The organism is Shewanella sp. 3_MG-2023, from assembly GCF_030548765.1.
In the GTDB taxonomy this organism is placed as follows: domain Bacteria; phylum Pseudomonadota; class Gammaproteobacteria; order Enterobacterales; family Shewanellaceae; genus Shewanella.
Genome location: NZ_JAUOSH010000002.1, coordinates 53,453 through 72,080 on the forward strand (window position 1 = coordinate 53,453; position 18,628 = coordinate 72,080).

13 protein-coding genes are annotated in these 18,628 nt (G+C 40.5%); 3 read left to right on the forward strand and 10 right to left on the reverse strand.

The window, feature by feature from the left end; translation table 11 throughout:
* The first annotated feature begins 215 nt into the window (after positions 1–215).
* Positions 216–2,141: a bifunctional diguanylate cyclase/phosphodiesterase gene (locus Q4591_RS01550; protein ID WP_241901124.1), complete on the forward strand. Its 1,926-nt coding sequence runs from the start codon at positions 216–218 to the stop codon at positions 2,139–2,141.
* Between the two features lie 307 nt (positions 2,142–2,448).
* Here Q4591_RS01550 and Q4591_RS01555 read toward each other — a convergent pair whose 3' ends face one another.
* The 3 genes from Q4591_RS01555 to Q4591_RS01565 all read right to left on the reverse strand — a co-directional run bounded on the left by Q4591_RS01555 (position 2,449) and on the right by Q4591_RS01565 (position 5,383).
* Complete coding sequence (locus Q4591_RS01555) at positions 2,449–3,915, reverse strand: carbon starvation protein A (RefSeq protein WP_102439041.1); 1,467 nt, start codon at positions 3,913–3,915, stop codon at positions 2,449–2,451.
* A 530-nt stretch (positions 3,916–4,445) separates the two neighbouring features.
* Positions 4,446–4,982 (reverse strand): NUDIX hydrolase, encoded by a 537-nt coding sequence (locus Q4591_RS01560; RefSeq protein ID WP_102439177.1) that lies wholly within the window; start codon positions 4,980–4,982, stop codon positions 4,446–4,448.
* A gap of 80 nt (positions 4,983–5,062) precedes the next feature.
* Complete coding sequence (locus Q4591_RS01565; RefSeq protein ID WP_102520806.1) at positions 5,063–5,383, reverse strand: hypothetical protein; 321 nt, start codon at positions 5,381–5,383, stop codon at positions 5,063–5,065.
* A gap of 287 nt (positions 5,384–5,670) precedes the next feature.
* Here Q4591_RS01565 and Q4591_RS01570 point away from each other — a divergent pair, with 287 nt between their 5' ends.
* Together Q4591_RS01570 and yghU are read left to right on the forward strand one after the other, a co-directional pair.
* Positions 5,671–7,743 (forward strand): M13 family metallopeptidase, encoded by a 2,073-nt coding sequence (locus Q4591_RS01570; protein WP_303458987.1) that lies wholly within the window; start codon positions 5,671–5,673, stop codon positions 7,741–7,743.
* Between the two features lie 278 nt (positions 7,744–8,021).
* On the forward strand, positions 8,022–8,879 hold the full coding sequence (gene yghU, locus Q4591_RS01575; protein ID WP_303458989.1) for a glutathione-dependent disulfide-bond oxidoreductase: 858 nt from the start codon (positions 8,022–8,024) through the stop codon (positions 8,877–8,879).
* A 191-nt stretch (positions 8,880–9,070) separates the two neighbouring features.
* Here the strand turns inward: yghU and pdxY are convergent, their stop codons facing one another.
* The 7 genes from pdxY to Q4591_RS01610 form a co-directional block, all read right to left on the reverse strand.
* Positions 9,071–9,925 carry a pyridoxal kinase PdxY gene (gene pdxY, locus Q4591_RS01580; RefSeq protein ID WP_303458993.1) on the reverse strand — a complete coding sequence of 285 codons (855 nt, stop codon included), beginning with the start codon at positions 9,923–9,925 and terminating at the stop codon, positions 9,071–9,073.
* Between the two features lie 117 nt (positions 9,926–10,042).
* Positions 10,043–11,188, reverse strand: a complete 1,146-nt coding sequence (locus tag Q4591_RS01585) for a BamA/TamA family outer membrane protein (RefSeq protein WP_102439053.1) — start codon at positions 11,186–11,188, stop codon at positions 10,043–10,045.
* 219 nt (positions 11,189–11,407) lie between these two features.
* Positions 11,408–13,018 (reverse strand): bifunctional aspartate transaminase/aspartate 4-decarboxylase, encoded by a 1,611-nt coding sequence (locus Q4591_RS01590; protein ID WP_102520803.1) that lies wholly within the window; start codon positions 13,016–13,018, stop codon positions 11,408–11,410.
* Between the two features lie 90 nt (positions 13,019–13,108).
* Positions 13,109–14,812, reverse strand: a complete 1,704-nt coding sequence (aspT, locus tag Q4591_RS01595) for an aspartate-alanine antiporter (RefSeq protein ID WP_102439057.1) — start codon at positions 14,810–14,812, stop codon at positions 13,109–13,111.
* 774 nt (positions 14,813–15,586) lie between these two features.
* On the reverse strand, positions 15,587–16,477 hold the full coding sequence (gene galU / locus Q4591_RS01600) for a UTP--glucose-1-phosphate uridylyltransferase GalU (protein WP_102439059.1): 891 nt from the start codon (positions 16,475–16,477) through the stop codon (positions 15,587–15,589).
* 47 nt (positions 16,478–16,524) lie between these two features.
* Complete coding sequence (locus Q4591_RS01605; protein ID WP_102439061.1) at positions 16,525–17,892, reverse strand: O-antigen ligase; 1,368 nt, start codon at positions 17,890–17,892, stop codon at positions 16,525–16,527.
* A complete protein-coding gene (locus Q4591_RS01610) occupies positions 17,892–18,611 on the reverse strand; it encodes a hypothetical protein (RefSeq protein WP_102439063.1) in 720 nt (239 codons plus the stop codon). The genes Q4591_RS01605 and Q4591_RS01610 overlap by 1 nt, the downstream gene beginning before the upstream one ends.
* Between the last annotated feature and the right edge of the window lie 17 nt (positions 18,612–18,628).

Genomic DNA, 18,628 nt, shown 5'->3' on the forward strand with positions numbered 1-18,628 from the left:
ACGCTCCCCTCGTCCACAGAAAAAGCTTTGTTACATTCGTAACACATTATATTTATTGCACTTTTTAACAATTCGATAACCCAAAAAATCTTGTATCCCCGTATTAATGAGCTTATAATTCAGCCGCTACATCATTGAAACAAAATTGCCAACTACCGTAAACAAAATGCGAACATCATACGATTTTCAATCGGCACACTTTACTAAGACTCTTTATGACTAAAATTTCAAAGTTCGTATTCATGTTAATTAGCTTTTTGATGATGATGAACGTATTACTGGTGTTAAGTTTTAGCCAGGGTATCGATGCTATTCATACTGAAAATTTTCACCACAACGTAATTAAGATTGCACCTGCCAATGTCATAGATACTAATTCCAATTGGGAAAAGTGGCTGTTTTTAGAAAATGATATCGTGAAATCTGGGCAGCATTACTTTGCGGTACTGGCTCGGGATGACAATGAACTCACCGTAGTCAAGGTCACAGACGTGTTTGGCGCTATGATGATGTTCAGTAATGTGCCATTACTACTCATGTTTCTATTTGCCTGCTTTATCCCTTTTTATATCAAAGCCAGTTCTGATAAGAAGAACAGTGCATCACTTGAATTTATCAGTAATGAAACCGATAAATTGTTAGCGACCTTCAAAATAAAGCAGCCAAACAATCACACTAACAATACTCTGTCACACATTAGCGTGGCATTAAATGAGTTAAATAGGCATGTAAAACAACAAAATATTGATACCCAGTTAACTATATTTCAAGACAAGCTCACCGGTCTTGTCGATCGCCATGCCTACCTTGAACACTTAGAAAAACAGTTACAACGCGCCCAAAAAGATGGCACCAAACAAGCCTTACTATTCATAGACTTAGATGGATTTAAACAGGTTAATGACTCCTTTGGCCACAGCTTTGGCGATGAAGTGCTCATTCAAGTTGCCAATCGATTATCCACAGTGATCAGAAACCATGACCTTAGCTATATCGGCTCTGGGGTAAATTTAGAGCTAAATCTATCCCGTTTAGGCGGTGATGAATTCTCTATTTTTATTGATCACATTGACGATGACAACCGTGCAGTGGAAGTCGCTAAAAACGTGCTACAAGAAGTTGAACGAGATTTCGTACTTGGTAATAAAATCATAAAAATTGGTGCTAGCATTGGCATTGCTAGCTACCCTGACAGCGCATCAAACCCCAATACACTATTACAAATGGCCGATGTGGCCATGTACCGCGCCAAAGCCGATGGTCGCGGTATTTTTCGTGTCTATTCGCCAGAAATGGGTAATAAAATTCGCCGCTATCACTACCTACTCGAAGAAATGCGTTTAGCCATTGCCAGCCAAAATTTCAGCTTATCATTTCAACCGATTGTCAGCGTTGATGACTGCAGTATCGATTACTTCGAATGCTTAGTCCGTTGGAATCACCCTATTGAAGGCCCAATCACCCCAACTGAATTTATCCCAATCGCAGAAGACTCAAACTTGATCATTGAACTGGGTAACTGGATTTTATTTGAAGCCTGTCGCCAAATGTCAGCTTGGCACAATGCCGGCATGAATAAAGTCCGAATTTCAGTGAATATCTCAGGGGTGCAATTAAAGCATGTGCCGTTATACGACTGGATTATGGACACCTTAGCGAAAACAGGCTTACCAGCTAGAGCATTATTATTGGAAATAACAGAATCATGTTTAATCCATGCATCTGACACTATTATTAATGATTTACAAAAACTACGCCGCCAAGGGGTATTAATTGCCATCGATGATTTTGGCACTGGCTTTAGCTCCCTTTCAACATTGGCTAATTTACCCGTTGATGTGATCAAAATTGATAAGCTGTTTATTGACCAAGCTACTATTAACCCTAAATACGAAAAGATTTTAGATTCGATTAGTAACTTGGGGAAAACCCTTGATTTAAAAGTGGTTGCTGAAGGCGTTGAAGTGGCCTCTCAATTTGAATTAATCAAAAAACTGGGCATTCATTGTGTGCAAGGTTACCTCATCAGTCGACCTGAAACCTCATTCAATGTTGGTTCTAAAGTGATTAAAAACAACCTCAACCATATTGCATTAACGGGCACAGGTGTGTGTAATCCGATTATCAATAAAGATGAATAAACCTAACCGCAGCTAGCCTTAATAAAGGGCATGATAGCAGCATCTACCTTGCCCTTCATTTTTTGGGATACGTCAAATTGACCACACTCAGTGAATACAATGGCTAATCGCTATTACTGATCATCAACTGACTTCTAAGCTGGCTTTTTAACTTGCTGTACGACCCAATTTAGGCATAAAAAAACCGATGCATACATCGGTTTTTGGGGCTTAAATAACATCTTTTATGTGATTGCTTAACTGCGATCACCTAATTGTTATCATCTATCGTTTAAATCATTGCAGAATTAGCCGATATCAGAGCCTATTAAGCGTGCGCGACTTTACGTTTACTGTGGGCAATAATCAGCCCTACTAAACATATAATCCCAACAGCGATACCCACTGGCTGGCTTAACTCTTGTGGTAAACCAAGGCCAACACCCGCAGTCATAATATAAGAGACTGTGATAGAAGTACCGACGATTGCAGGTAAACTCACAATCCAATGGAAAGTACCACGGTTAAATAAGTACTTAGTTGCCAACCACAGTACACTGGTTGAAAGTAACATGTTGGAGAAGGCAAAATAGCGCCAGATTAATGAGAAATCAATCTTAGTCATAAAGTATGCAATCACCAGAATTGGAATGGCTAATAGCAAACGGTTACGCATACTTTGCGGGATTTTAAACGCATCAATGATGGTCAAACGTAATGAACGGAACGCGGTATCCCCTGAGGTTATCGGGAAAATTGCTACAGCAATAATCGCCATAATACCACCAGCAACGCCAAGATAAGTGCTCGCAACTTGGTTCACTACAAGGCCAGGCCCACCCGCATCAAGAATACTCTTAAGCTCAACATATCCACCAGGGAAAGCCGCAATACCTGCTGTTGCCCATACGCAAGCAACAATACCTTCAGACATCATTGCGCCATAATAAACTGGGCGAACATATTTTTCATTGGTTAAACAGCGAGCCATAATAGGGGCTTGAGTAGAATGGAAGCCACTAATGGCACCACAAGTTATGGTGACAAATAATAACGGCCATACTGGTAAACCATCAGGATTTGGCTCCAGTAAATCATTGTTGTAATGGCTATGGTCAAAATAAGCAAAAATATCTGCAACCTCGGGCAATTGCGGCGCACTGATAAGCAGTGCCACTGCAATTGATACTGTCATCACAATCATGAGTAGACCAAATAATGGGTACAATTTAGTGATAATTTTATCAATGGGTAACAGTGTCGCTAAGAAGTAATAGCCTAAAATAACCAATACCCAAAAGGTATTGTTAGCCAAGATGGTACCTTCAAATAACTCTAAGTTACTTAACAGTCCCGCAGGACTCATAATGAACACCACACCAACGAAGAACAATAACATCGCAGTGAATACCAACATCACCCCTTTAAAGTACACATTAAAATAGTGACCGGCGATTTCAGGTAAGCTTTTACCGTCTTCTTTGATGCTCATAACTCCAGAGAAGTAATCATGCACCGCGCCGCCAATAATATTACCCAATACAATCCACACTAAGGCGATTGGACCGTATAATGCCCCCAGGATAGGACCAAAGATTGGCCCGACACCAGCAACGTTTAAAAATTGAATAAGGTACGCTCTAACGGGATGAACTTTGACGTAATCAACCCCATCGTCAAAACGTGTTTGAGGTGTTTTTGCATTTGGGTCAATGCCCGCTTGGCGCTCAACAAAAGGGCTGTAGAATTTATAAGCGAGGACTAACATCGCAATACAAATAAAGAAAATTAGCATTTTTTATTATCCATACTTGGTAGGGTATTTGGTTAGCATAGAGTGTCAGGTAGTTACTAACATTGGTCAAGCTATCCAGAGTTATACCAAGGTCGGGGTTGCGTTACTCAAATCATTAAACTGTAGATATATTACCAACCAAAAGAAATAATCATTCGCGTGACATCAAATCGCCCCTATCAATAAAGCTTAATCCACTAATAAAACAGCTATTTCAATAATTTAGTCAGTCTCTATGAAAACTGTATTTCAAAACTGTTGCTTAATTACTAATTAATAAACCTGCAAGCAAAAGCCATTTTTGTGATCGCCGTCCATACTTGGAAATTCAAAAGAACGTTCACATCTCAAAAAGTAGCAAGGTAGCTATTTATTAAAGAGCTTAGCAATTAAGCACTAAGCAGTTATAACCATACTCGCCGCAATGACGACGCCCCTACGTTATTTGCTGGGCGTTAAAGGAATATGTTGAGTAACCATTATTAGCTCAACACTAACTCTACGACCCCAAGTATCCTCTTAGCTCAAAGCTAGCTATTGATAAGCTCAGCTTTAATTAGCTTAAGTAAAAAGGTTTCACGTTCAATGGATAAACCTTTTTTAGCGCTATTGGCAATGGTATTAAGGTTGTGCTGAATCGCTTCATCAATATCAATCCATACAGGCTGCATGCCGTTGCTAATTTCGTGGGCTTCAAATCGGGTCTCACCCAGCTCACTATCTATCTCACAGCTAAAACAGTAGCTCAGCATGTTTATCACTTTATAGCCATCACGATCCCAAGGGCGATACTCTTCATAAACCCCAAATGCGGTAATATTGCTAATAGATTTCGCACCGGTTTCTTCTTGTAACTCGCGGATCAACCCTTGCTCAATATCTTCATGGGCATCAACACCGCCACCTGGCAAGCTGTAATCGTGATAACGCTCGGTATATAACATCAAAATATTATTACCTTTTAATACAATTGCTCTAGCAGCAATTCGCGTCAGCATATGTGGTTGATTAGCAGCAACAAACTCGATAGGTGTGTCAGAGTGATGACAGGTTTTTAAGTGGCGCATAATATTCAATATGATGAAAAAGCGCATGATACGTGGCAAATAACTTGATTTCAATCTAAGAGGTTAGCGGCAACTACTGATTAATCGTTAATCATCGACTCGCATTCAAAACCTTGCCTCATTGAATCAAAGCGGCATTTAGACCCACATTGCCAAGGGGCATTCTGATAAGTGACAGACATATCTTGGGAGTAAATTTTGCATGAAGCATAATCATTAAAACCATCTTGCATCAAATAACTGGCTGACTCATAACCATTTTTATAAACAAATGATGTCCAAGTTTCGGGGCTATGGCTTTGGTGAGCCTTGGTAATATAGATCACCGCTGAAACCGTTGCTAACAGCAAGCTTAAAATGATGATAATTGATTGTTTATTAGCAATTGGGTTGCTGGACATAATTAGCCTAAAAAGCTGAAACTGAATTGTATAAACTAGTTATACACAAACTACGCGCAGATTAATATGCGCCCGTTAACTGCGGTTAAAACTCACCGCCCAAACAAGCTTTAAAGCATGGTGTTACTACTTCTAGCCGAATAACTTAACGCCCAACAATGCTTTGCTCAAACTTGCTAACAATTACAAGGTTGACATTTCCCCTTGGCTTAACAATATTGTTAGCTAATTTTTATCTAAAAAACGCTCTATAAATACTTTAATTACCAACAAGGAAGAAGATAATAATGAAAAAGTCCTTAATCGCCCTCGCCCTCGCCTCCAGTTTTTTAAGCGCATGCGGTACATCTGATGTCAAAGTCACTAATGAAGCAGCAGAAGTCACTGCCCAAGCCAAAGGCGCAGCTGAGCTTGGTAGCTTTGGGGTTGATTTAAGCGCCCGCAATGAAGCAGTTAAACCCGGTGATGACTTCTTTATGTATGCCAGTGGTACTTGGTATGACAACTTTGACATGCCAGCAGATAAAACTCGTTATGGCGCATTTACAGCATTAGCTGAGCGCAGTGAAACCCAAGTTAAAGAAATCATTGATGATATCACCAGCCGCAATGACTTAAATGCTGAAGAGCAACTTATCGCTGATTTTTATAATGCTTACATGGACACTAACACCATTAATAAGCTGGGTGTCAGCCCAATTCAAGCAACCCTTGATAGCATCAACAACATTAACAACACCGACGACTTAACCAAAGTCTTCGGTCAAACTTGGTTAACCGATGCTGCATCGCCAATTTATGGTGGCATGTGGTTTAATCGCATCAATCCAGATCAATATGAAATGTCTATTGGCGCAGGTGGTCTAGGTTTACCCGACCGTTCTTATTATCTAGAAGACAGTGAACGTTTCGTTAACATCCGCAAAGCCTATGTTGAGCACATTACAGCCATGCTGGCTTTCACTGGTATCAAAGATGGCAGCGCTCGCGCTGAAGCCATACTGGCATTAGAAACAAAAATTGCTGAAGGTCAATGGCCAAGAGAAAAGCGCCGTAACCGCGACCTGACCCTCAACCAAGTTAAACGTGCTGATTTAGCAGCGCAATACCCAGGCTTTAATTGGGATTTATTTATCGAACAAACGGGCTATCAAGTTCCACAATTAAATATCTCACAGCCTGAGCCAGTTAAAGCAATGATTGCCTTAATTAATCAGCAACCACTTAATGTTTGGCAGGATTACCTTAAGTTCCACACCATCAGTAATAATGCAGAATTATTATCTGAAGACATCTACAACACCAGCTTTGCTTTTTACGGTAAAGAGTTAAGCGGGCAAGAAGAGCCTAAACCACGCTGGAAACGCGCAGTCGCTGAAATGTCGGGCACGCAATCATTAGGTTTTGCGATTGGTAAAGTGTATGTGGCACGTTATTTCCCTGAATCATCAAAACAGCAAATGGCGGAATTAGTTGAGAACTTACGTACTTCACTGGGTCAACGTATTGATGGCCTAGATTGGATGAGTGCTGAAACTAAAGTCAATGCACACGCTAAACTTGCCGCATTTAAACCAAAAATTGGTTACCCAGATGTATGGCAACAGTTTGATGGTTTATCACTGACAAGCAAAGATTTAGTGGCGAACATCCACAACCTACGTCAATATTTTCATGCTGACAGCGTCGCTAAAGAGCTACAAAAAACCGACCGTAACCGTTGGGGCATGACGCCACAATTTGTCAATGCCTATTACAATAGTTCATTCAACGAGATTGTATTCCCAGCCGCAATTTTACAGCCACCATTCTTTGACCCTAACGCAGATGCCGCAGTGAACTACGGCGGCATTGGCGCCGTTATTGGCCACGAAATGGGCCATGGTTTTGATGACCAGGGCTCAAAATCGGACGCCAACGGTATTCAGCGTAATTGGTGGACCGACTCAGATAGAGCGGCATTTGATGCTAAAGCTGACCAGCTAGCAGCGCAATACAGTTTATATGAGCCAATCCCAGAAAACTTCGTTAATGGCCGTAATAGCCTTGGTGAAAATATCGGTGATGTTGGCGGCTTAGCCATGGCGTATAACGCTTATCAACTGAGTTTAAACGGCAAAGAAGCGCCGATTATTGATGGCCTTACAGGCGATCAACGCTTCTTTTTAGCATGGGCGCAAGTGTGGAAAGAAAAACGTACTGAGCAAAGTATGTTAAGTCAGCTTCGTGCAGGTACTCACGCGCCAGGGCGTTACCGCGCATTAGCGCCACGTAACCATGATGCATGGTACAAAGCCTTTGATGTTAAACCTGGTGACAAGCTGTACCTACCAGAAGATCAACGTGTGCGTATTTGGTAGTTAAGCAATAATCAGAGCTAATCAAACTTGATTAAAAAACCAAAATGCCAGTTCAATTGACTGGCATTTTTTATCTTTAAGTTATGTAATGAACCCACTTTAAAGTAACAGTCAATCCATATGATATTCGCAGCTGAACAATAACCAATGGTTATGAGCTTTATCATTGTTAATTTCGTATTAGTCCCAATATCTGATTTATACCCGCGCATATAACAACGCACGCTTTTAAAACACATGCTTTTAAAACAGAATAGTGACACAGATAAGGAAACATCATGAGCAACGAATATGTACCACCAAAAGTCTGGACCATGAATCAAGAAAACGGTGGTCAATGGGCAAGTATTAACCGACCAGACTCAGGCGCTCGTCACCAAAAAGAATTAGCTATTGGCAGCAACCCAATTCAGCTGCATTCATTAGCCACACCAAATGGCCAGAAAGTCACCATCATGCTAGAAGAGCTACTAGCCAAAGGGGTAAAAGAGGCAGAATACGATGCTTACTTGATTAATATTGGCGAAGGTGAGCAGTTCTCATCAGGCTTTGTTGATATCAATCCAAACTCTAAAATTCCAGCATTATCCGATAACTCAGGTGCTAAAGCGGTGCGAGTCTTTGAGTCTGGCGCGATTTTAGTTTATTTAGCAGATAAGTTCGGTCACTTCATACCAAAAGACTTTGCTCTGCGCACAGAAACGCTAAATTGGTTATTTTGGCTTCAAGGAGCAGCGCCTTATCTGGGGGGCGGCTTTGGTCACTTTTATGCATATGCCCCAGAAAAATTTGAATACCCGATTAATCGCTTCGCTATGGAAACCAAACGTCAACTTGATGTGCTTGATAAGCAATTAGCGAAACATGCCTTTATTGCCGGTGATGAATACACCATTGCCGATATGGCAATTTGGCCATGGTACGGCAGTTTGGTGCTGGGCCATCTTTATGATGCTGCAGAGTTTTTAGATGTCGCAAGCTATCCGAACTTAGTTCGTTGGGCCAATATTATTGCCCTGCGCCAAGCAGTAAAGCGTGGTCGTATCGTCAATCGCTCATGGGGCGAAGAATGGGAGCAACTGCCTAATCGCCACAGTGCAGCTGATATTGATGAGGTACTGAATAAACAGCCGTAAATTAAGCGTCTTAAAACTCTTAATTCAGATAATAGCTATGCCATATAAACAAAAAACCACGCTTAATCTAATTAGCGTGGTTTTTATTTAGCTCTGATTTATTCAGTTAGGTCAAAGGCCTTATAACTAAACATTGCGATACTTATTTATTAAAGCCAAATCATTAAAGCTCAACCTATAAACCTAAACCACTAAACTTTAATCGCTTTAAAGTGCTCTGAAGGTGTGACCAGCTCTTGCTGGGCAGCAATAGTTTGTAGCTCCCACTGGCGCTGATGGGCGGTCTCTTTTAACACGCCATAACAAGCATCTGTTGCATGTTCAAATGCCTCAACAGCAGATAAGCCTTGCACTAAACTTGCAGTAAATAACGCCGAAATTAAATCACCAACACCAACTGGCTGTTTTACGAACTCAAGTTGTGGACGCTGACTGATATAACAACCCTCTTGGGTTGCCAGCATCATGGTGAATGTCTCATCAGCGATGCTGTGTAAATGCTTAACCAACACAATATCAGGCCCTAAAGACAATGCTTTTTGGCAAGCTGCTTTAGCTTGCTCAAGATTGGTAATATCCATTTGAGTGAACTGACTCAGCTCAAATTGATTAGGTACAATCACATCAGCCAGAGGCATAACTTGTTTAATTAATTGCTCAGTAATACCATCAGCCAAAATACAGCCCTTTTCAGGGTCACCCATTACAGGATCACACACATAAATAGCCTGAGGATTGATCTCTTTAACCGTTTTAATGGTTTGGATCACTGCTTGGCACTGCTCAGCACTACCTTGGTAACCTGATAGCACCGCCTGACAATCTGCAAGCTTACCTATGTTACCAATACCCGCCACCAGCTCATTAATATCATCGGCAGAAAAAGCCCGCCCAGTCCAGCCCTGTTGGTACTGAGTATGATTTGAAAACTGCACTGTATGAATAGGCCAAACTTCTAAACCCATACGCTGCATAGGAAATACTGCTGAACTATTTCCTGCATGCCCGTAAACAACATGCGACTGGATCGAAATGACACCTTTCATAACACTCTCTTTTATTTATGTTTTAAGAATAATTAACTATCTACATTTAAAGAATATCAGTTAACGACAACCAATATAAACAACATCTAATGTAAGTCATAGACTAAAATAACGATATTAAAATGCTTCCCCGACAGAAAGATAAAGCGCATCATTATTATTGGATGAGCGAGCATAATCTAAGCGTAAATTGATTCGCTCTGCTGGTTGTAGCATAAAGCGCACGCCAATACCGTATGAAGGAATGATATCATCAGATTTATCCGCATGATTCACATCATCCAATTTACCTGCGCCAATAAAACCCACTAATCCCCAGCGCTTATGAAAACGCCAACGGGCTTCAGCTTCTGTTTCAATGGCACCTAAGGCCATATATTCAGTGGATGAAAAACCACGTAACCCTAAACGACAAGCTGCCCATAGCGGCACGTTACCCTCTTTCAAACAGCCTTTTAATTTATAAGCCACGGTTATCGACTCATGCACAGGAAAATAACCATCAAACTCTAATGAATAAGATTCAAAGTTGGTATCACTGCCAATGGCATCATCAAAAAAAGTGCCGTTGAGCTTAAAGTAATAACCATCATAAGGGTTAGTAGGCACATCACGAGAATCATAAATAATCCCAGCACCAAGTCCTGCGGAGACAATTTCATTTCGTAAATCGAAATCGATGGAGCTAATGTTAACATTAAAGTCTTGTTCAAAATCAATGAATACCCCATTAACTCCGACAAACCAATTACCACTAATGCGTCGCTCCAATTCAAGCAGTGCACCGTAGCCAGAAATATCCCAATCAACGTCGATAGGTAAACCAAGCAACTCGGTTGACACTAACGGCAGCTTTAAATCGGCATAGGCGACCCCACCTTTTAAATGCCAGTTATTATTATCCCAATAACTGGCATGGCCAACTGCCGCGCCCCAACTGTCATTACTGGAATAAAACCCTGCGATACCGGTAACAGAAGGAGGTTGTACCGCTTTTTGCTCTGCGGTTTGTGGATAAAAGTAGCCCACTAATCCGCCTAAACCTGAATCAATGGTCGGATTTGAAAACGGAATGGGCGCTGCCACAAAATTGCCTTTATTCACGGTTAAAGGTGCTTGGTTTTCTTTTAAATTTGGCACTAATGAGCTTGGCTCATTGGCAACGCTATCTTCAGCATTATCATTAGCAACAGCAGCCATAGGCGTCAGCAGCATACACAGCAATGGGCCAATAACAATAGAATTCAACCTGATCGTTCCCATAGATACTCCCTTAATTCATTTGCTCTAGTATCACGCAGCTAATACACCATGTCGCAATCTTGCCCAATTAAGCTTTGTTGCTGTTTTAATACTTTGTATAACTGTGAAATATAGTACAAAATTTTTCAATCAAGCATAAAAAATGCCAATCAAAAGATTGGCATTTTCATTTCTCAATCATCAGTCAATATTTGACTGATTAACTGCGGTATTGATTAACTAGCTTGCTTGATACTCTGCAAAGTAGCCATCAAGTACGACTCTTGTCGCACGACCAATTAACTCATAATCGTAGTGAGTTAGGTTAGCTAGTGATACACGCACTGAAGCATGAACAACATCAAATCCTTTACCTGGTAATAAAATTACCCCTGTTTTGTACGCTAACACAAAGAGGAAGTCTTGACCTTTATTGTTATCTTTAAACCATTGTACAAACTCATCGCCATAAAGTTTACCACCTAAAGCATCTAACTCTAGTAGGGTGTAGTAATCAACACGGTCTTCGTTTTCTTCAATTTCAACACCCATGTTTTTATACAATGTGATGTAACGTTCACGAATAATACGTTTACAAGCTGCTTTGTAATTATCTTCCAAGTCCATTAAACAACTTAATGAAAATAATGCCATTTGCACCTGTTGTGGTAATGCTAAACCAGCTGTGTGGTTTAGGGCTACAGCACGACTGTCGGCAACGATACGGTCAATAAACTTAATGTCTCTTGGTTCAGGTGTCAGTGTTTTATAACGGTTATCTAACTGTAATTGATGCGCTTCTGGTAACGCACGCATTGCATCATCAAATACGTTTTCATAATGAATACCGATAGTACCTAAACGCCAGCCGGTTGCACCAAAGTATTTTGAGAATGAATACACACATAAGGTGTTGTATGGCAGTTTAGCAAATAGCGAAATAAAGTTGTCTGCAAATGTGCCATATACGTCATCAGTGATGATAAACAAATCTTTGCGCTGTGTGTTAACAAAGTCAGTTAAACGGTCTAACGTATCGTTTGAAAACTTAACCGATGCAGGATTGGCAGGGTTAACCACACACAATAGTTTGATACCGGTATCAGCTAATTTTTCAATTTCTGATTGTGGTAACTGCCATGTATTTTCGTCTAAGCGTAATTCAACAATTTCTAACTCATATTCAGCAAGCTCTGGAATCTCTAAATAAGGGGTAAAGATAGGCGTCACTAACGCCACTTTGTCGCCTTTTTTAAGTAAACCATTGTTGAACATTGTCGCAAAAGTATAAGTCATAGACGCAGTGCCACCTTCAGTAGCGAACAGGTCAAAGTCAGTTGTCATTGGCATTGGGCCATACATTTCTTCACCTATGTACTGCTTAACCACTTTTTCAATGTTGGTTAACATACGTGAAGGCACAGGGTAGTTACAGGCTAAAAACGCGTTTACAAATTCGTGTAAAAAAGCTTGCTTATCAATACCTAAACGGTCATTAGCATAGCTAATTGCTTTTTGTAAAAACTTAACGCCATCTCTGTTTAGGTTTTCTTTTGCGAAAGTGTCAAAACGTTCAACAACGCCAACACCATCCGGAATACCACCAAAACCTTCGTTTAAGTATGAGTAGCTGCGCTCTGATTCTTCGATAGCAAAATCGCCTAAACGTAAGAATGCTTTACGAGGTAAGGTGGCCAAGAAGTTGGGGTTACCGCGGCCCGCATCCAATAAAATACGATCTGGAACGGTTTTAGCCACTTCAATCAATTTATCTTTTAATTCAAATGGGCTTAAGTTGGCAAATTTAGTGAAATCGATTGTTGGTACAGTTTGAGTATTTGATGTAGTCATAATATTTTACCTATTTATCAATTTAAAAGGGTGAATTTGGGGTGATAGTCGATAAGAGGAGACGTCACTCTCATCGACTATCTAGGGTAATTATTGGGTTGAAATAATGCCGACAATGATTGGACCCCAAAGGGTGAGTAATACATTGGCAATGGCGTAAGTGACCGTGAAAGCAAATACCGGTGTTGCATTACCTGCTTTTTCAAGTAGAGCTGCAAAGCCTGGATTAGCACTGCGGCCACCTGCAACACAAGCTAGTGCTTCAATCGGGTTCTTAATCTTCAATACGTAGTAAGAGATAAAGAAAGAGATAATTTGTGGAATAATGGTTACCGCGACACCTAGGAACAATAAGGTTAAACCGTTTTCTTTAACCATATCGATTGCCTGAGGTCCTGCTTGTAAACCGACAACCCCAACAAATACCGCTAAACCAAAGTCACGTAAGAAGTTTGAAGCGCCCAGTGGCAGTGATCCCATATTTGGTTTACGACTACGTAACCAGCCCACAAATAAACCTGAAATCAAACAACCTGCACCTGAACCAATTGTCACTGGAATACCGGCTATTTCGAAGTTAATCAGACCAATTAATAAGCCACCTACCATACCTAAACCAAACAGTACGTAGTCAGTTGAAAATAATGAAACTAAACGCTTACCGATGCCTTTTTCGATACGGTTAATATCTTTTGCAGAGCCAGTGACTTGAATAATGTCATTTTTATGGACGATAAAATCGGCTGAAATATTTTGCGAGTTACCACCACGGATCACGTCGGTAACATACACACCACGTAAGGTATCCACGTTAGTTTCAGCTTTAATCTGTGCAAGTGTTTTACCAATTAATTGCTTGTCATTAGCAACAAGTTGACGATTTTCTTCAATTAATACGGTGCCACGTGGTAATGCCACTTCATGCTTGGCTGACTCTATGTGTCCAGCGATAGCTTGGCGAAGACCGGTTACCACTAAGATGTCACCCGCTTTTATCACCACTGATTTATCAACTTCAATGTTTTGACCATCACGTGAAATCATTTCGATAGCGGTATCAAGCAGATCACCGTTTACAGTTTGAATATCTTGACCAATTAATCGACTGTCTGTAGGAATTTTATAAGCACGTGACACAAGATCTGTCATCGCATTAAATTCACCTGGCGCCAGCTCAGGCTTACCGTCAGACATTTTTTCAGCTAGCTTTAGTGCTTCTTCGCGGATATCCCATTTCATAAAGGTCGGAATTAACCATGACACCATTAAAATTGGGCCTAACGAACCAAAGATGTATGTTACGGCGTAACCCACAGCCACATTGGTTTGCATCAAGCTTTTAGCTTCTTCGGTCATGCCACCTAATTGAGATATCGCATCACCAGCAGTACCAATAATGGCTGATTGCGTTAAGCCACCGGCAGCAAGACCTGCTGCAGTACCACTGTCTAAGCTAAATAACTTAGCTGCCACTAATACCGTAATTAAACCGGTTACCGTCATCACGACAGCGGAAAGTAAAATGTTGATAGTTTTGAAGTTAAGCGCGCCAAAGAATTGAGGCCCACCTTGATAACCTACCGCATAAATAAATAATGCGAAGAAGATGGTTTTGACACCTGGGTCTATTTGCACACCAAATTGGCCAATTAATACTCCCATCAACAAGGTACCTGCAATACCACCAAGAACAAAACGTCCTATGGTAATTTTGCCGATCAGATAACCAAGTGCCAGAGTAATAAACAACGCAATATAGGGCGAAATAGCAAAAAGATTTTGGATGATATTCATAATCATTGCTGCCTTACAGGTTAAGTTTACATATTAAGAATTAGGTGGAGCGAACTGACTGGCATATTTGCTAGAATTAACACTGCTGAATCCAGATTGAACCTTTCAATCCGACCGTTTGACCAGTGATACCTTGTGTCTTTCGCTTCCTTGGAAAACATCATAGGAATAAACATACAATCCGATTAATACATTTTGATGGATCTAACCCTTCGTAAAAGACAAAATAAAGTCAAACCATCAAATACCAATAAAAACCCCTTGATAACTATAACCTTAAGCCATACTCACTTAGGGGTAGTTGATTTCTAAGATTGCTAGACTTATTAAAATAAATTAAAAAGCTAAAAAATAGACGAATTAGATAGGAAATGGCGAACTATGCCTTCGCGTTCAGAATTGAGCGCCAAGTAAAGTTAGCTTAACTCACCGACTAAATGATTATGAAGTATCAGCAAGCTTAGCGGTTTAGCGGTTTAGCGGTTTAGCGGTTTAGCGGTTTAGCGGTTTAGCGGAGGACTATCCAACAATATAATGGCTTTGATTAGGCTATTTACCCATACCTCGACCACACAACATAAAACTCTGTTTTATATATTATTAACATAAATTTTAGGTACAAAAAACCTAACCTCAAACACCATTTTAGCGTTATTGCCGCAACAGTATCGAAGATTAGGTTTTAGTTTGTCAGCCTTTTCAAGCAAAGACGCTAGGGCTGGCTCGGTAGCACCGCATATAACAGTATATAAATCACAATTTCATTAACTTACATTAGTCGTATTCGGTTAATAACAGTTTAATTTCACGACTAAAATCGCCGCCATATTTAGCATCTCGCAAACCGTATTCAACAAACGCTTTCATATAACCAAGCTTATCGCCACAGTCATGGGATTTACCCGTCATATTAAAAGCTTCCACCGCATCAGATTTAATCAGCATATCAATAGCATCAGTTAATTGAATTTCATCCCCTGCGCCCGGCGGCGTTTGGGCTAGTAAATCCCAAATTTTTTCGGACAACACGTAACGACCAACCACGGCTAAGTTTGACGGCGCTTGACCCACTGCAGGCTTTTCAACCATTTTATACACTTTGACTGACTCTCCAGCCATCACGGTTTCACCAGCGCAATCTGCAATGCCGTACTTATTCACTTGCTCATCAGGTACAGGGGCCACCATAATTTGACTGGCTTGGGACTCCTGATAACGCACCAGCATAGAAGCTAAGTTTTCAGTTCGCTGATCCGCTGAGTAGGCATCTAAAATGACATCGGGCAACACCACTGCAAATGGATTATTTCCAATACAGGGTTTTGCACATAATATCGCATGGCCTAAGCCCTTAGCCTCACCCTGACGCACATGCATAATGGTGACATTTTTAGGGCAAATAGACTGCACTTCATGTAATAACTGACGTTTAACCCGTTTTTCTAAGGTTGACTCTAACTCGTAAGATTTATCAAAGTGGTTTTCAATTGCATTTTTACTGGCATGAGTCACCAATACAATTTCTTTAATTCCCGCACTGACACATTCATCAACAATATATTGAATTAAGGGTTTATCAACAATGGGTAACATTTCTTTAGGTATGGCTTTGGTAGCTGGCAACATACGCGTGCCTAAACCTGCAACGGGAATGACAACTTTCATAAAATATCCTTATTTAACTAGCGCTAAATTGTATAGTAAAAGTAAAACTAAAATGATTTTCGAGCCTTTCGCTGAGGCTCAGAAGGTAAATAACGAACCGACCAACACAGGGTTATTATGGTTAAAAACAGTAACGTATTGGCTGGTGCTTGTAGATGGAAATCAACCGAGATATGCAAGAGCATATATACGATAGCCATAGCACAACCAAATGCGATACCCTTATAAAGCTTGTTATTGCGTAGATACATTGTTCGACAAGCAAGCCAAAACGAATACAACACCCAAGCGCCTAATATCACCGTCATAACAACACCATACTCAATTACAAATTGCACATATTCATTATGGGCATGATCATAAAAACCAGAGTAAAACTGGGGTTGGTATTGCGGAAAAACCGTATAAAAGCTGCCTCCTCCTGTACCTGTAAAAAGATTATCTTGAATGATAGGTAAGCTATCAATAACCACATTATCGCGGGTTTCTGAAGCAAAGCTGGTCTCAGCTAAGCGCTGCTTAACTTTTTCAATCCCAAAAATCGAACCAACAATAATCAAATCTAAAATAAAAATACTGATAACTAAGGGTTTAAACAATGTCGGCGGGCGGCGGTAAATAAATAATGCAATAACCGACATCAGGCCTAAAGCAGCAAAAAAGCCCGCATTGCCCATCCGCGAACGGCTCATTATTAGTCCTATAACCATCAACACGATTGCTAAACGTAAAATTAATTTTCGACTTAATAGTGTTGATATCATCCCGATAAGCATGGCGCGCTTATCTTGATCGTGCTTAGTGGTTTTAAGCTCTGATAACAGCCAACCAAACGCAATGCTTAAACATAAGGCTAAATAATTAGCAAAATGATTTTGATACACAAAGGATCCACGGGCCTTTTCGCCATCACTAAAACCTAAAATGGGCGAGGCATCTAACTGCAGTAGATTCAGAATCACCCCATAAAAAGCCTGCAAACACCCTGATAAGATAATTGCTATAAACAGCCACCTTAAGGTTTTAGAATGCTGACAATATTGGCTTAATAAGAAAATAAAAATTGAATAACACAGAGTCTTAAGGAGTTGTTGTTGAGTCTGGTAAGGGTCGACACTATCAATACCTGGAAGCCAATTAAGATACTGTAAAAATAAATATATCAATAACAGCCCTGGGGGGAGCAATAATTGCTTTTGCCACTGGTAGCGAAAAAATGCACTATCATGCTTCAGGCAATAGCCAAGATGTACTATCCCCAGTGATATTGTTGTAAATTCAAGGATCGCCAACGCCCAAATACGATTACTGCCTAAAGGGATTGGCATCCAAATAATCACCACACACAGAGCCAATATCATAAAATGATCAAAGCGTCCGCTGAAAACCTTCGTTGGTTTGGCAAGAGTATCCATTAACGACACAGTTCCTTTTCAACCCAGTTTTTATCTTTGGGAGTAAACTCTGGGGTGATAAATTTAAAGTAGGTACATACTATTGGCGTCATGTCATATTGCGTGGCTAAGCGCTTCAAATCAGTGCGCACGTCCCAGCTAGCCATAGCTGAAATCCGCGCCGTTTCAAAAACGTTTTTCTTTTGTACTAGGGTTAACTGAGGCCAATATGCAAAACCGATGGCTAGAATTTGATGCAATACTTCAGGGGTATAAGGACCGTACAGTACAGCCTTATCTAATAAAGGCCATACTTGTGACACATCATGCTGAATGAAGGCTAAATTATATGCGTAATCACTATAAGCATTAGGCCATGTCGGCCTTTGGGAAATGGCATTGGTATATAACTGGTTAAATAGTGCGTTATTGGCAGCGGCAAAATTTGCATATACGCCCCACTCCATGACTTTTGCCAAGGTCAATAAATAGTGAGGGTTTTTACTATCAAGGTTATAAGCATTATCAGCGGCCAATAATGCCGCTGAGTATTGAAGCTGGGTAGGAGGGTTATTTTTCTGCCAATGATCAATATAGAATCGGGATTTAAAATGATACGCACTGGCCATGCCTTTTTGCACAATAACCGGCAATATCGCCGCTAGCAAAAGGAGTAAAAATACATATATCAGCCTTTGCCTTGACCAAGTGAAGTTTTTTATCATTTTAAACTTCAACATTTTATGTCATCACCTTA

What these genes read in the sequence shown, in the direction of transcription:
- Q4591_RS01550 (WP_241901124.1), top strand. Translation starts at nt 216, where the DNA reads ATGACTAAAATTTCAAAGTTCGTATTCATGTTAATTAGCTTTTTGATG.
- Q4591_RS01555 (WP_102439041.1), bottom strand. Translation starts at nt 3,915, where the DNA reads ATGCTAATTTTCTTTATTTGTATTGCGATGTTAGTCCTCGCTTATAAA.
- Q4591_RS01560 (WP_102439177.1), bottom strand. Translation starts at nt 4,982, where the DNA reads ATGCGCCACTTAAAAACCTGTCATCACTCTGACACACCTATCGAGTTT.
- Q4591_RS01565 (WP_102520806.1), bottom strand. Translation starts at nt 5,383, where the DNA reads ATGTCCAGCAACCCAATTGCTAATAAACAATCAATTATCATCATTTTA.
- Q4591_RS01570 (WP_303458987.1), top strand. Translation starts at nt 5,671, where the DNA reads ATGAAAAAGTCCTTAATCGCCCTCGCCCTCGCCTCCAGTTTTTTAAGC.
- yghU (WP_303458989.1), top strand. Translation starts at nt 8,022, where the DNA reads ATGAGCAACGAATATGTACCACCAAAAGTCTGGACCATGAATCAAGAA.
- pdxY (WP_303458993.1), bottom strand. Translation starts at nt 9,925, where the DNA reads ATGAAAGGTGTCATTTCGATCCAGTCGCATGTTGTTTACGGGCATGCA.
- Q4591_RS01585 (WP_102439053.1), bottom strand. Translation starts at nt 11,188, where the DNA reads ATGGGAACGATCAGGTTGAATTCTATTGTTATTGGCCCATTGCTGTGT.
- Q4591_RS01590 (WP_102520803.1), bottom strand. Translation starts at nt 13,018, where the DNA reads ATGACTACATCAAATACTCAAACTGTACCAACAATCGATTTCACTAAA.
- aspT (WP_102439057.1), bottom strand. Translation starts at nt 14,812, where the DNA reads ATGAATATCATCCAAAATCTTTTTGCTATTTCGCCCTATATTGCGTTG.
- galU (WP_102439059.1), bottom strand. Translation starts at nt 16,477, where the DNA reads ATGAAAGTTGTCATTCCCGTTGCAGGTTTAGGCACGCGTATGTTGCCA.
- Q4591_RS01605 (WP_102439061.1), bottom strand. Translation starts at nt 17,892, where the DNA reads ATGGATACTCTTGCCAAACCAACGAAGGTTTTCAGCGGACGCTTTGAT.
- Q4591_RS01610 (WP_102439063.1), bottom strand. Translation starts at nt 18,611, where the DNA reads ATGTTGAAGTTTAAAATGATAAAAAACTTCACTTGGTCAAGGCAAAGG.